At 50.6% G+C, this 14034-nt stretch carries 17 protein-coding genes and 1 other annotated feature; of the genes, 13 read left to right on the forward strand and 4 right to left on the reverse strand.

All coding sequences use genetic code 11. The features are described from left to right. Positions 1–11: 11 nt before the first annotated feature. From BN3911_RS09790 to BN3911_RS09800, 3 genes are all read right to left on the reverse strand, one after another. Positions 12–461, reverse strand: coding sequence for a YwiB family protein (locus BN3911_RS09790; protein WP_066864838.1), 450 nt, complete (start codon positions 459–461; stop codon positions 12–14). A 29-nt stretch (positions 462–490) separates the two neighbouring features. Continuing rightward, on the reverse strand, positions 491–1300 hold the full coding sequence (murI, locus tag BN3911_RS09795; protein WP_066864841.1) for a glutamate racemase: 810 nt from the start codon (positions 1298–1300) through the stop codon (positions 491–493). A gap of 75 nt (positions 1301–1375) precedes the next feature. Further along, the gene (locus BN3911_RS09800; protein ID WP_066864845.1) at positions 1376–2464 is read right to left on the reverse strand and encodes a D-alanine--D-alanine ligase family protein; all 1089 of its coding nucleotides are present in this window, start codon (positions 2462–2464) and stop codon (positions 1376–1378) included. A gap of 219 nt (positions 2465–2683) precedes the next feature. On the opposite strand from BN3911_RS09800, the gene BN3911_RS09805 reads away from it, so the two are divergent. From BN3911_RS09805 to BN3911_RS09870, 13 genes are all read left to right on the forward strand, one after another. After that, positions 2684–3466 (forward strand): DUF7674 family protein, encoded by a 783-nt coding sequence (locus tag BN3911_RS09805; RefSeq protein ID WP_066864848.1) that lies wholly within the window; start codon positions 2684–2686, stop codon positions 3464–3466. Positions 3467–3710: 244 nt separating this feature from the next. After that, positions 3711–3860, forward strand: coding sequence for a 50S ribosomal protein L33 (gene rpmG, locus BN3911_RS09810; protein ID WP_066864851.1), 150 nt, complete (start codon positions 3711–3713; stop codon positions 3858–3860). 12 nt (positions 3861–3872) lie between these two features. Continuing rightward, positions 3873–4136, forward strand: coding sequence for a preprotein translocase subunit SecE (gene secE / locus BN3911_RS09815; protein WP_066864854.1), 264 nt, complete (start codon positions 3873–3875; stop codon positions 4134–4136). Between the two features lie 43 nt (positions 4137–4179). Beyond that, positions 4180–4704 (forward strand): transcription termination/antitermination protein NusG, encoded by a 525-nt coding sequence (gene nusG / locus BN3911_RS09820; protein WP_066864857.1) that lies wholly within the window; start codon positions 4180–4182, stop codon positions 4702–4704. Between the two features lie 189 nt (positions 4705–4893). Then, the gene (rplK, locus tag BN3911_RS09825; RefSeq protein WP_066864860.1) at positions 4894–5319 is read left to right on the forward strand and encodes a 50S ribosomal protein L11; all 426 of its coding nucleotides are present in this window, start codon (positions 4894–4896) and stop codon (positions 5317–5319) included. Positions 5320–5375: 56 nt separating this feature from the next. Beyond that, entirely contained in the window at positions 5376–6068 is a 693-nt protein-coding gene (gene rplA / locus BN3911_RS09830) for a 50S ribosomal protein L1 (RefSeq protein ID WP_066864863.1), read from the forward strand. 45 nt (positions 6069–6113) lie between these two features. Beyond that, positions 6114–6280 (forward strand) — a sequence feature (ribosomal protein L10 leader region). Positions 6281–6304: 24 nt separating this feature from the next. Further along, positions 6305–6835, forward strand: a complete 531-nt coding sequence (rplJ, locus tag BN3911_RS09835; protein ID WP_066864866.1) for a 50S ribosomal protein L10 — start codon at positions 6305–6307, stop codon at positions 6833–6835. A 73-nt stretch (positions 6836–6908) separates the two neighbouring features. Beyond that, positions 6909–7286: a 50S ribosomal protein L7/L12 gene (gene rplL, locus BN3911_RS09840; protein WP_066864868.1), complete on the forward strand. Its 378-nt coding sequence runs from the start codon at positions 6909–6911 to the stop codon at positions 7284–7286. A 716-nt stretch (positions 7287–8002) separates the two neighbouring features. Next, positions 8003–8371: a hypothetical protein gene (locus BN3911_RS09845; RefSeq protein WP_066864871.1), complete on the forward strand. Its 369-nt coding sequence runs from the start codon at positions 8003–8005 to the stop codon at positions 8369–8371. Between the two features lie 532 nt (positions 8372–8903). Then, positions 8904–10052: a spermidine/putrescine ABC transporter ATP-binding protein gene (potA, locus tag BN3911_RS09855; protein WP_066864877.1), complete on the forward strand. Its 1149-nt coding sequence runs from the start codon at positions 8904–8906 to the stop codon at positions 10050–10052. After that, positions 10042–10866, forward strand: a complete 825-nt coding sequence (locus BN3911_RS09860) for an ABC transporter permease (RefSeq protein ID WP_066864879.1) — start codon at positions 10042–10044, stop codon at positions 10864–10866. The genes potA and BN3911_RS09860 overlap by 11 nt, the downstream gene beginning before the upstream one ends. Continuing rightward, positions 10863–11681, forward strand: a complete 819-nt coding sequence (locus BN3911_RS09865; protein ID WP_066864882.1) for an ABC transporter permease — start codon at positions 10863–10865, stop codon at positions 11679–11681. The genes BN3911_RS09860 and BN3911_RS09865 overlap by 4 nt, the downstream gene beginning before the upstream one ends. After that, a complete protein-coding gene (locus BN3911_RS09870; protein WP_066864885.1) occupies positions 11678–12862 on the forward strand; it encodes an ABC transporter substrate-binding protein in 1185 nt (394 codons plus the stop codon). The genes BN3911_RS09865 and BN3911_RS09870 overlap by 4 nt, the downstream gene beginning before the upstream one ends. A 121-nt stretch (positions 12863–12983) precedes the next feature. On the opposite strand, the gene BN3911_RS09875 is transcribed toward BN3911_RS09870, so the two are convergent. Beyond that, a complete protein-coding gene (locus BN3911_RS09875; protein ID WP_066867739.1) occupies positions 12984–13871 on the reverse strand; it encodes a carbon-nitrogen hydrolase family protein in 888 nt (295 codons plus the stop codon). Between the last annotated feature and the right edge of the window lie 163 nt (positions 13872–14034).

The raw sequence follows: 14034 nt of genomic DNA on the forward strand, positions 1-14034 counted from the left end.
TTTCTCTTATCCTATTCCAAACAGATAAAATGTTCTGCAGGCCGGGGTTTTACTTCCACTTTAATCTCGTTGCTGCTGGAGAGGTTTGAGTCAATATCCAGAGTGTACTTTATATTGAGTGCGCCGCCCCGTTTTTTCAAGGTGGACTTCAGCTCGCTGGTGAAAACGCCCACAGTCAGCGCGCCGTATCCTGTATCATACAGGCAGAGGTGGCGCTTGCCCTTCTCCAGGATGAGACGGGTGGAGGAACCTGAGCGCATCATGGTAACCTTGCCATCTTCCACTTTCAGCACAGAGGTGTGAGATATTTTGGGATCCTCTTCATCATACTCCTTATAAGCAATAAACCGGGTAGAGCCCTTTTCGGTGTAGCTGCCGGTGGTGCTCAAGGTGATTTCTCCGGCTTCTTCGTCGTAAAACTGTTTGCCGGTGATTGAAATGTTGTAATCTTCCTTTAACATATGCGGGTTCCTTCTTTTTGAAAAGTCCACTAGAATTTTTCAATGTCGATGCGTTCCGTGTGCCCCTGTACGCTGTGGCCAAGGAAAAGCTCTGCCACTCCGGAAAAATTTTCCAGCGTATCCGTGATGAAATACCTGTTCTCCCGGCAGGCATCCACACTGAGCAAATCCATGCTGCGCAAGGTATCCGCCAGAGCCCGGGCGGCTTCCCGGCCGCTGTCGATGAGGACAACGCCGCGGCCCATGACGGAAGCGATGGTAGGGGAGATGATGGGGTAATGGGTACAGCCAAGAATCAGAGTATCCACGCCTGATTCCCGCATAGGAGCCAGGTACCGTTCCGCCACCAGACGGGTGATCTCTTCCTGCGGAGAAATGAAAGCGTTCTCCACCAGCGGCACAAAGAGGGGACAGGCCTGAGGGAAAACTTCGAATTTTTGATTGATCCGGAGCAGCATCTCACGATAGGAGCCGCTGGCAATGGTAGCGGCCGTGCCGATTACGCCGATTCTCCCATTTTTGGTTGCCTGCGCCGCAGCCTTTACGGTGGGACCGATCACATCGAAATAAGGAACGTCCAGCCCTTCTCCCACAGAGCGGGCTACAGAGCTGACCGTGCCGCAGGCTGCCAGGATGGCTTTGACGCCATGATCCAACAAAAAGGCCATATCCTGCCGGGCGTAGCGGAGAATAGTCTCCCGGCTTCGGTTGCCGTAAGGCACCCGCCCAGTGTCGCCGAAGTAGACAATGCTCTCTTCAGGCAGCACTTTTTCCAGTTCCTTGACAGCGGTAAGACCGCCTAAACCGGAATCAAAAACCCCAATGGGACGATTATCCATAACTGTCGCTTTATCCTTTCTTTAGGGCTGGAACAGCCATGCGCTAACCATGCATTCTGTCCCTGCTTCAGCCGTTCAGTCCAAACATTGCAGCTTTCCTGCTGCCTGCAGAGCAAACTCCACCAGGCGGTCCAGCAGTTCCCCATAGGTCAGACCCATGGACATCCAAAGTTTAGGATACATACTGATAGAGGTAAAACCGGGCAGGGTATTGATCTCGTTTAGAACGACCCGGTGATCTTCCGCTGTGACGAAAAAGTCAACCCGGGCAAGACCGGAACATCCAAGAAGCCGATAGACGCGCACAGCGGTCTCCCGGACCTTTTCCGCCGCTTCGTCAGGAATACGGGCGGGAATATACAACTGGCTGGTGCCATTGATATATTTATCGTCATAGTCGTAGAATTCTGCCGAAGCGCCGATCTCCCCCACGATGGATGCCGTCGCATCGCGATTGCCCAGTACGGCGCACTCCACTTCCTGGCCTTTGATGCCTTCCTCAACGATAATTTTTTTATCTTCCCTTGAAGCTTTCCGGATGGCCTCGTCCAGATCCTCGAACCGGTCTACCCGGCTGACGCCCACAGAGGAGCCTGCGTTGCAGGGCTTGACAAAGACGGGAAAATCCAGTCTGGCTTTGATTTTGTTCCTGATGGTATCGGGGGCGGCATCAAACCGGTCTGCATAGAACCACAGGTAATGGGCCTGCTCAACATTTGCCGCGGAGAGCAGGGTATGGGTAACCGCTTTATCCATACATATGGCGGAAGAGAATGTGTCGCAGCCTACATAGGGAATACCAGAAAGCTGGAACAGCCCTTGTATGGTGCCGTCTTCGCCATTTTTGCCGTGCAGAGCTGGGAAGACTGCGTCAAGCCGGAGCACTTGGGCGCCGTCTTGGTGCAGAACCAGAAGCCCGTGGACGGAACTGTCGGGGGATAGGAAAGCGGGTACATTTTGTTCGTCTTTCTCCCAACTTCCGTCAGCCAGGGCAGAGGGATCGCCTCTGTAAAGCAGCCAGCGGCCGTCTTTTGTGATACCCACCATATGGATATTGTATTTTTCCTTAGAGAGATTTTCAATAATTGAGGTAGCTGACATGAGGGAGACCTCATGTTCAGAGGAAACGCCGCCGAAAATTACAGCGAGCTCAAGTTTTGCCATTTAGGATCACATCCCTTTTTTGTTTTGGATCGGGCCAAAACCCTTTCGGGCAAATCTGAAATTGCATTATACTATAAAAGATGGAAATTATCAACCGTTTTCTTTTATTCAGAGGTTGTCAGAATCCTTGATAAGACTTGGAAAACAGAAAAAAAGTTGGACTTTTGCCCCCTTCCATGCTATACTGCCTAAAGTAACTTATTAGTGGAGTGATTGCAGTTGGATTTCAAGGCTTTTGATTTGATCCGTGACGGGCTGAACGAGGAGCTGACGCTCCAGGGGTTTCAGGCTCCCATCCCTTTGGAAGAGGAGGAGGGGCGTGCGGAGATGTTTGCCACCGACGAGGTGGCCTACAGCCTTTTTTATGACCGGAAAAGGCAGCGTTTTGAGCTGCGTTCTACCACACTGACCGCAGAGGGGAATCCGGGCGACTGGCGCAGTCTTTCTCTCTGGCTTTTCGACGAGAAGGATGGCACAAGGGCGGATGCAGAGAGCATTCTGAACGATTTTCTGGACGTGGTGCGCGGACCCAAACGTGTAGCGGTGGTCCAGCAGAAAAAAAAGCGGGGTAAGGATGACGAACGGACCATAGATCCGCTATTCTTCTGCAACCGCCTGGTGAATATTTTCCCTGAATTGCGGGAGGAAATGAACGAGGAGAGAATTGTCTACGGACAGATCCGTTTTGTCACCTTTTCCAAGGCGAAAATTGTGCCGAAGATCGAAGACCTGGTGGTAAAATACCCCAACAGCGAGCCGGCAGAAAAGCTGAGCTCCCTGTTTGATGATATGTACAAAAATGGAGATATGGATCTGCGCTCTATCTTGACTGCCGTCATTCTCAATCATATGAGCGACGAAGCCTTTTCTGCACTGCAGAGCAAATTTGGAGACGATCTGCAGAAAGCCTCGAAATATACAAGGAAACTCAAGGACAAAAAGATTAAGCCGGAGAAGAAAAAGAAGAAGGAAAAGAAGGTTGTGGCAAAGCTTCAAAACTAGCTTTTGGCGTCTCAGATACCGGTTGGAATGGAAAAGTTTTCGGAGGCCGGGGGTCAGGAACAGCTGGACTCAGACCTCCGATGGCATTCTACGGCTGCGGTTGAAGTTTTTCTTGACAATTCTGTGCCACATATGCTATAGTAAAAGTACCTCGGAGAAGAGGTTCTTTTTTTGTGCCCTTTTTTGAGGGAGGCTGAGGTGAAAAAACCTCAAATTTTTTCCGTGAAACGGGAGGTGCCGACAAATGAGAGTCAAGGTTGTTCTGGCCTGCACTGAGTGCAAGCAGCGAAACTACAACACAAAGAAAAACAAGAAGAACGATCCCGACAGGCTTGAGATGAATAAATACTGCAGGTTCTGCCGGAAACACACCCTGCACAGGGAAACTAAGTAAGGAGCGGAGAACATGGCTGAGAACGAAAAGAAGACGGAGAAGAAGTCCGGCGAAAAAAAGCCTAACGGTTTTCTGCGTTTCTTCAAGAAGATCGGGAAATTCTTCCGCGACTGCAAGGGCGAAGTAAAGAAGATCGTCTGGCCGACTCCGAAGGCTGTGTTCAGAAGCACCGGTGTTGTGCTTGTGACGATTGTCATCCTCGGCCTGTTTATCTATGCGCTCGACAGCGGCTTTATGGGTCTGTTGAGCTTGGTGATGGACGTTGCCAAGGCTTAACCGGCATCTGTCCGTGTGTTCGTAAAAAAGCGGAGGGTAACAGATGGCTGACGAAGCAAGATGGTATGTGGTTCATACCTATTCCGGGTATGAAAACAAGGTGGCCTCCAATCTGGAAAAAACAGTGGAGAACCGCCAGCTGCAGGATCTCATACAGGAAATCCGCGTGCCTACGGAGAAAGTGTTGGAAGTTGGCACCGATGGAAAGCGCAAGGAAGTGGAGCGCAAAACATTTCCCGGTTATGTCATCGTAAAGATGATTATGACGGACGAATCCTGGTATGCGGTTCGGAATATCCGGGGCTGCACGGGATTTGTAGGCCCTTCCTCCAAGCCCGTTCCTTTGACGGACGACGAGGTGGCAAGGCTGGGAATCGAAAAGCATGAGATTGAAGTGAGCTACAAGGTTGGCGATTCTGTCAACATTGTGGACGGGCCCCTGGAGGGTTTCATCGGAACAGTGGAAGAACTGGATGTGGAGAAAAACCGCATTCGCGTCGTTGTTTCGATGTTTGGGCGGGATACGCCGGTCGAACTGGAATTGGACCAGGCGGAGCCTGTGGGTTAAGGACGGACGCGCAGCGGCTGTCCGCGGAGGAAAGCTACCCCTGCACGGCGGCTTCTTCCGGAACTTGACAATATGGGTACAAGCGGACTTTCCGCTTTACACGAGGGGCATTGCCCCTGTGGGAGATACAGCTGAAATTTACTGCACGGCTGCATCGCGATCGACCACGAATTTTGGAGGTGCAAAAAAATGGCTCAGAAGGTTACGGGCTTTATTAAGCTCCAGATTCCTGCCGGAAAAGCGACTCCGGCACCGCCTGTCGGCCCCGCGCTCGGCCAGCATGGCGTAAACATTATGGCGTTTACCAAAGAATTCAACGAGCGTACCAAGAACGACGTGGGTCTTATCATCCCTGTCGTCATCACGGTCTATGCGGACCGCTCTTTCACGTTCATCACGAAGACCCCTCCTGCCGCTGTCCTCATCAAGAAGGCCTGCGGAATCGAGTCGGCTTCCGGAGAACCCAATAAGAAAAAGGTTGCGAAGATCACCCGCGAGCAAGTGCAGAAGATCGCCGAGCAGAAGATGCCCGACCTGAACGCTGCCACCATCGAGACTGCTATGAGCATGATCGCCGGTACAGCCCGCAGCATGGGTATCGAAGTAGTAGATTAATTCCCGGGTGGGAGGAAATCCTTTGATCCGATATTTACCACTGGAGGAAAGTGACAATGAAACACGGTAAAAAATATGTGGAAGGCGCAAAGCTGATCGACCGCTCCAAGCTCTATGATACTGAGGAAGCGCTCGACGTCTGCGTCAAAACAGGGACTGCCAAGTTCGATGAAACAGTCGAGCTTCATGTAAAGCTGGGCGTTGACGGCCGTCACGCTGACCAGCAAGTTCGCGGCGCCATCGTGCTCCCCAACGGGACGGGCAAGAATGTGCGTGTGCTGGCTATCTGTAAGGGTGACAATATCGAAGCCGCTCAGGCTGCCGGCGCCGATTATGTAGGCGCTGAGGAAATGGTACAGAAAATCCAGTCTGAAGGCTGGATGGATTTCGATGTGCTGATTACTACCCCCGATATGATGGGTATGGTGGGCCGTCTTGGTAAGCTGCTGGGCCCCCGCGGCCTGATGCCCAACCCCAAGGCCGGTACGGTAACTCCCGATATCGCCAGGGCTGTTCAGGAAGCCAAGGCCGGTAAGATTGAGTACCGTCTCGATAAGACTAACATTATCCATTGCCCCATCGGCAAGGTGTCTTTTGGCACCGAGAAACTGGCTGAGAACTTTAAGACCTTGATGGACGCCATCGTCAAAGCAAAGCCGGCTGCCGCGAAAGGTCAGTATGTTCGTTCCTGTGTGGTCAGCGCCACCATGGGCCCGGGCGTCAAGATTAACCCCTCGAAATTCATTTAATTGAATTCTCCAAAGAGTGTTGACAAGCTCAGCACTCTATGCTATAGTATATTGGCTGTCAAACCAGAGACAGCAGGTGCGGCTTACAGGCCGCTCAAACGGTATTGACCGGCCTGCCGAGGAAAGACAAGCAGAGGAAAAAGTTTTTTTCAGCTTGCTTGATTGCGCCTTTCCGCGGCTTCTGCCGGGAAAGGCGTTTTTTGTACGTTCTATCACTCATCCGGAGGTGAAATGAATTGCCCAGCGAGAAAATTCTCGAACAGAAAAAGCAGCAGGTTGCAGAGCTCACCGAAGCCTTCAAGAAGGCCAATGTCGGCGTGCTCGTCAATTACAGCGGCATCACTGTGGAAAAGGATACCAAGCTCAGAAAGCAGCTTCGTGAGGCGGGCTGCGAGTACAAGGTTGTGAAGAACACCTTGCTCTCTCTCGCGTTCAAGGAGGCCGGCATCGACGGTCTGGAGGAATTCCTGAACGGTACCACGGCTATCGCTTACAGCGAGAGTAGCTATGTGGACGCTCCGAAAATTCTTTCCGATTATGCAAAGGAGAACAACCAGTTCCAGGTGAAGGCGGGCTTTATCGACGGCGGCGCTGTCGACGCGGCCAGTATCGGCGAGTTGGCTCAGCTTCCCCCGAAGGAAGTCCTTTTGGCCCAGGTGCTCGGCGGCTTCAACGCCCCGATTCAGGGCTTTGCCAATGTGCTTAACGGCACCATTCGCGGCCTAGTGATTGCCCTCAATGCCATTGCTGAGAAACAGTCCGCTTAAAGTACAGGCGTCCCGCCGGATATGTTCCGGCAGAAAAATTGAATGATACTACTATTTTTGGAGGTACATTACCATGTCTGAAAAGGTTACCAATCTGATTGAAGAAGTCAAGGCCCTCACTGTTCTGGAGCTCTCCGAGCTCGTTAAGGCTCTCGAGGAAGAGTTCGGTGTATCCGCCGCTGCTCCCGCTGCCGTTGCTGTGGCTGCTCCCGCTGCTGCTGCTCCTGTTGAGGAAGAGAAGACCGAGTTTGACGTTGTCCTGAAGGCTCCTGGTGCCAACAAGATCAACGTGATCAAGATTGTTAAGGAAGCCACCGGCCTGGGCCTGAAGGAAGCTAAGGCTATCGTTGACGCCGCTCCTAAGGCTGTCAAGGAAGCTGCATCCAAGGATGAGGCTGAGGCTCTCAAGGCTAAGCTGGTCGAGGCTGGCGCAGAAGTGGAACTGAAGTAAGTTTTCTTACCAGTCAAATAAGCAGATGCTTTATAGTAATCTGTTGGAGTAAAAAACCGCGGAAAGGTGATTTTTCACCTGCTGCGGTTTTTTCTTCATGGAAAATAGACTGGAATCGTAAATAAGATACGTCCCTATGGCAGATCAAAGCTGCCAGATATAAGGGGAGCCCTTTGATACAAGATTACAAATCTCAAAAGAACAGTCTCAATGTAAGCGGCCTACACCATTTTTATATGAGAATGTAGTCCCAGCGGCTCAGTATCTGAAATGCATGAAAAGAAAGTCAAGACGCCTGATACTGTCGGCGTCTTGTTTTTTATGCGGATCAACTGCGTTTCTGTGTCGTTACAGAAATCTTTCTTTTCCTATACGTAGTGACAATGTTTTCAGGTGGATCATATTTCCTGGACTCCTATTGCTTGAATTTTTCTTTTTCTTTATTCTAAGTGGTCTGTCATGAACGACTCGGAATAAAAAGCGAGAGCAGGTGACAAATTTGTTATGTGGATTATAATCACGTAAGGTCTTCCGCGTTGTGCTATTCTACCGGAAAGTACTGCGAATTCTACTACATTTTGAAGAAGTTTATGAACAGTCTGTTAATAATGGAAATATACCTTGCAATACTGATAATAGCATGCTAAAATGTAACCAAATTGTAATAGTTGTAATCAAAGTGTAATTGATGACGAAGAAATAAGGGAAGTGCAAATATGAGCCGTACATTAAAAAACTTTCTGACATTCTTTTTGGTTTTGGTTCTCACAGTGGTAACGGTGACAGCGCTGAGTCTGGCGACCCAGGCAAAAACAGAGACTGCGGCGGCGGAGTATACGGAGAGGCTGGAAACTGTACAGAAAGAAGAGACTGCTAAATTGACTGCGGTAGTGCCGGAAAAGGAATCACTGAACTTTTGGGCCTGTGCAGGTTGTTTTCTCCTTTTGCTGTCTATTCCTGCGGGGGGCGGGATCCTTTATATCAGGGCCAGGAGAAAGGGCCGCTCACCGGAAAAGGATGCAGCCAGACGCTATAGCCCCCGTTCCGATATGACTTTTCGCACAACAGCAAGATCCAGAGTATAAGGGTTTTCGTCCTTTCATATTTTACCTGAGGGAACGTTGCAGATTTATTTCTGTAACGTTCCTTTGTTTTATGAATGCAGACGCTGTTTTTTCAGAATCTGCAATCTCTTTTCGGGTTTTGGAAGACTGTATGTGTCAAAGGAAAATTCTGCATTTTTCAGAGAAGTCCTGGCTGCCGGGAGAACAGCTTTCAGGAATACAAGAGAAAATTTTGGAAAACGATTGACAAAATACTATTTTTTTCTTATATTTATCTCATTGCGTTTGCATCTGAAAAAGAAGGTCCGCTCCGGGAGGTAACAGTGGACCCGTATAAAAGCGGCCCTGCTTCTTTGCCGCGGTTTTCATCCTATACGCCGGGCGCGCCCGTATCTGCGGGTGCCCTTTTTCTGTGTAGGGGAAAAAATTCGTTCTCATCCTTTGCGGGAGGCAATCATTCATGAGCAGGGCCGGGTTATGTGTGAATAACATAAGACACGCAACTAAATTTTGGCGCGGTCCGCCGCGCCGCCGCAAAGGGGATGCATCAGAATTGGAAAACACCATTATTTCTCTCAAGGACATCGCTGTCTCGTTTGATGGAGAGCAGGTGCTCAAAAGCTTCAATCTCGACATCCGGGATGGAGAATTTGTCACGCTGCTGGGCCCTTCCGGGTGCGGGAAGACCACCGTGCTGCGGACAATTGGAGGCTTCATCACACCGGATTCCGGCGAGGTCTTTTTTAATGGGAAGAAAATCAACGATCTGCCGCCGCATAAGCGGGCGGTGAACACCATCTTCCAGAAGTATGCGCTGTTCCCGCATCTGAACGTGTACGACAACATTGCGTTCGGCATGCGTTTGAAGGGAAAGAGCGAAAAGGAAGTAAAGCAGACCGTACACGAGATGTTGGCTATGGTAAACCTTACTGGGTATTCCCACCGGGGAATCGGCCAGCTTTCCGGCGGACAGCAGCAGCGTGTGGCCATTGCCAGGGCCCTGGCCAATGAGCCCAAAGTTCTTCTGCTGGACGAGCCTCTGGGTGCGTTGGATTTAAAGCTGCGCAAAGATATGCAGGTTGAGCTGAAAAAAATTCAGCAGCAGACAGGTATTACCTTCCTGTTTGTTACCCATGACCAGGAAGAAGCTCTCTCCATGTCGGATACCGTAGTTGTAATGGACGGCGGCGTGATCCAGCAGATCGGCACGCCTACTGATATCTATAACGAACCGAAAAATGCTTTTGTAGCGGACTTTATCGGGGAATCGAACATTCTGGATGGCCTGATGCTGGAAGATTACACGGTAAAGTTTGCAGGGCATAAATTCAAATGCCTGGACAGCGATTTTGGTAAAAATAAGCCGGTGGACGTGGTAATACGCCCGGAGGATATTGACGTGGTAGAGCCGGATTCCACCCATATCACGGGCGATGTGACAAATGTCACCTTCAAGGGAGTGCACTATGAAATCATTGTGGATGTGGCCGGCTTCAAATGGATGATCCAGTCCACGGACTGCCGGGAGGTGGGGGAGCGTATCGGCCTTTCCCTGGGACCGGATGACATTCACGTGATGGAAAAATCGGAATACTCCGGTACCTTTGGCGACTACAGCACCTTCAGCGATGAGATGGAGGAGGACATCAACGCTTCGGAAGAGGCCTCTGAGGAAGAGGAGGGGGCGGCAGATGAAATCTAACTCCAAAGCGCTCTCCGCGCCCTACACGATCTGGATGACAGTGTTTATTGTGCTGCCCATGCTGCTGGTGGGCTATTTTGCCCTCACTGACAGGGCTGGGAATTTTACTTTGGAGAACCTGCTGAGCGTGGGGCAGTATTCCAATGTGTTTCTGCGTTCTATTTGGCTGGGGGCCCTGGCTACGCTGATCTCCCTGCTGCTGGGTTATCCGCTGGCCTATATCATTTCCAAAATGAGCGTGAAGCGTCAGAGTATGATGGTGATGCTGGTCATGCTGCCCATGTGGATGAATTTTTTGCTTCGTACTTACGCATGGATGTCCCTGCTGGAGGACAACGGCCTAATCAATGCTGCCTTAGCCGCAGTGGGCCTGCCCCGGGTGCATATGATCAACACTGCGGGCGCCGTGGTGCTGGGCATGGTATACAACTACATCCCTTATATGATCCTTCCCCTCTACTCCGTACTGACCAAAATCGACCAGAATGTCATTGAGGCTGCACAGGATTTGGGAGCTAATGACCGCAAGGTATTTCTAAAAGTAGTGCTGCCAATGAGTATGCCCGGTGTGATCTCCGGCGTGACCATGGTGTTTGTGCCCGCCGTGAGTACTTTCATCATCTCTAAGATGCTGGGCGGGGGAGGAAATCTTTTGATCGGCGACCTGATCGACATGCAGTTCCTGGGCAGCGCTTACAATCCCAACCTGGGTTCTGCCATTTCTCTGGTGCTAATGGTGATCATTTTGATCTGTATGGGGATCATGAACCAGTTCGATGATGGAGAAAATGTAGGGGGAGGCGTGATGATATGAAAAAAGCAGGCTCCCGTATTTACACCTTTCTGATTTTTCTCTTTTTATACGCGCCGATTCTGGTGCTCATCGTATTTTCTTTCAATGATACGGAGACGGCCAGCCGCACTGTGTGGAGCGGCTTCTCCCTTAAATGGTATCAGAAGCTGTTCCAGGACAGACTGATTTTGGAGGCGCTGCGCAACACCCTGATTATAGCTATAGCGGCGGCGGTAGCCTCTACCGTACTGGGCACCATGGCGGCCATAGGCATCAATTCCATGAAAAAGCTGCCCAGGCGCATTATGATGAATGTTACAAATTTTCCTATGGTAAACCCTGAAATTGTAACCGGCGTTTCTTTGATGCTGCTGTTTGTGTTCGCAGTGGGATTATTCGGCGGCAGATCCCTGGGAATGGGTTCGTTAATTGCCGCACACATCACTTTCTGTCTGCCCTATGTGATTCTTTCGGTACTACCGAAGCTCAGGCAGATGGATCCGAATCTTTATGAGGCGGCGCAGGATTTGGGATGTCCGCCGGTAAAGTCTTTTTTCCGTGTGGTGCTTCCGGAGATCATGCCCGGCATTGTCACTGGGATGATCATGGCGTTCACCCTGTCGATAGATGATTTTGTTATCAGCTATTTTACCAGCGGCACCACCCAGACGCTGCCCATCTATATCTATTCTATGACGCGTAAACGCATCAGCCCGGAGATCAATGCCCTTTCCACAGTGCTGTTTGCTGTGGTAATGGTGCTGCTTATTGTAGTGAACACCCGACAGGCCAGGGAAAAGCGCACCGTCGACCAGGGAGAGGAGGAGGCAGCATGAAGAGACTGTTTTCCTGCCTGACGGTTTTCCTTCTTGCCGCGTTTTGCGGCATAGCGGCTTTGGGCGCGGAGGAGGAGAAAGCTCCCAGCCGGGGTGTGACAATCAATGTATATAACTGGGGGGAATACATTGCCAATGGTACGGATGAATCCATGGATGTAAATGCGGAGTTTACCCGCCGTACAGGCATTCAAGTGAATTATACCACCTTTGACAGCAACGAGTCCCTTTATTCCAAGCTGGCCGGGGGCGGTGCGGATTATGATATTATTATTCCCTCTGACTACATGATTTCCAAGCTCATTGATCAGGGCATGCTGGCAGAGCTGGACTTTTCCAATATCCCCAATTTTCAGTATATCGATGAGGAATTCCGAAACCCGGATTACGACCCGGAAAACAAATTTTCCGTTCCCTATACCTGGGGGGTGGTAGGACTTTTTTACAATACGGATTATATTGAAGAGGAAATCACCAGTTGGTCTGCTCTGTGGGATGACCGGTACGCAGGGAAAATGCTGATGTTTGATAATCCCAGGGATTCCTTTGCTATCGCCCAATTCCGTCTGGGACAGTCCCTGAACACAACTGATCCTGAGGATTGGAAAGCGGCTGCAGAACTGCTCAAACAGCAGAAACCATTGGTACAGGCCTACGTCATGGATCAAATCTTCGACAAGATGGAGAGCGGCGAGGCATGGCTGGGACCCTACTATTCCGGTGATGCGGCCATCCTGGTGGAAAATAATGACAATATCAAGTTTGTGGTTCCCGAGGAGGGTACCAACTATTTTGTAGACGGCATCTGTATTCCTGCAACCTCCAACCGCAAAGAGGAAGCGGAGGAATACATTGATTTTCTCTGTGATCCGGAAATCGCAGGAGCGAATATGGACTATATCGGGTATTCCACACCGGAGACTGCAGCTAAGGAGTATATGGATGAGGAGATGGTGAACAGCCCTATTCATTACCCTGATGTGGAAACCCTTGCACGGACCCAAGTGTTTATCAACCTGCCGGACGATACCAGCAAGCTGGTGGATAAATTATGGGCGGAAGTGAAAATGGGCGGACCCGGCGAGTCAGCGGTCCTGGTGGCTATCATATTGGGCTTTCTAGCCGTCTATGTGGCGATTGTTATCTATAAGCGCCGGAAGTTCAAACGAGAAATGTCGTAACGTAAGCAAGGAGAGAAGCGAAATCCTTCTAAAAAAGATCCGGGCCGCAAGAAATTGCGGCCCGGATCTTTTCACTGGGCAGAAGCAGCATCCTTCATCCGGTAACGCTCTAAGAGGTCTCCTATCTGCGGGAGTCTTCCCGCAGATAGGGTTCCTCAACGGCTTCTGAAATCAGAAGCCGATACTTTTGGGGATGCCGGTAAGCGTTTCCATGGATTTCATGACTGCGATAGGCGCGCAGCTTTTTCATAGGGAAAATGGCCAGATAAACTCCCTCTTCCTCACCGGCTTCTACAACCAGTGTGTCCCGAGGACCAATGCAGCCGGATGAGGTTTTGCCGTAAGCGATACCGTCGAAAGCGGAGGAATGGCCGTTGCAGTCCGGTTGTCCTATGGCGTAATTTGCGGTGGCGATCCCTACCATGTTTTCAAAGGCCCGGCTTCTCAGTTGGGAAAGCCGGTTTGGCTCCATGGGACAGGCATTGGGCACTAAGATGACCTCAGCACCCTTGAGCATCAGAATTCTGGCGCTTTCTGGGAATTCCCGGTCATAACAGATCATGGCGCCCAATTTTACATTGCCAGTGGCTGTGTTCAGATCTGCCACATAAAAATCATTGCCAGGGGTCAGGTTCCGCTCAGCTTCAAAATCACAGGTGTGGACTTTAGAGTAGGTCAGTACCACTTTTCCGTGCCGGTCAAAGACAGTGAGCGTGTTTCTGGGCAAAGGGTCGTATTCCTCCAGATAGGTGATTCCCACGGCCATGTCCAGCTCAGCTGCCAGAGCTCGGAAAGCCTGTACAAAAGGGCTGCCATAGGATACGGCGCCCTGTTTCAGTTTCTCCACATCGGGATTGACGGAATAACCGTTGTTCCACATTTCTGGAAAGAGAGCGAGGTCCGCACCCATTTGTTTCGCCTGTCTGCAGAAGGCGAGCCCCTTTTTCAGGTTTTCCTCCTGGTTCTTTTCCGCAGTCATCTGCAGCAGTGCAACTCGAAAAAAGTTCATTTGTTCTTTCCTTTCCAGACAGTTCATTTGTTTTGAAAACGCTTTTTGAAATTGACATAGATCATGCCGAAAACCGGGCAGAGGCAAAACAGGGCAAGGCCCAGTCGGAAGTGATAAGCCTTTTTCCCGCAGCAGGCATACGCCTAACACAATGAATAGCGGG

Origin of the sequence: Neglectibacter timonensis (assembly GCF_900048895.1) — a bacterium.
Lineage (GTDB): Bacteria > Bacillota > Clostridia > Oscillospirales > Acutalibacteraceae > Acutalibacter > Acutalibacter timonensis.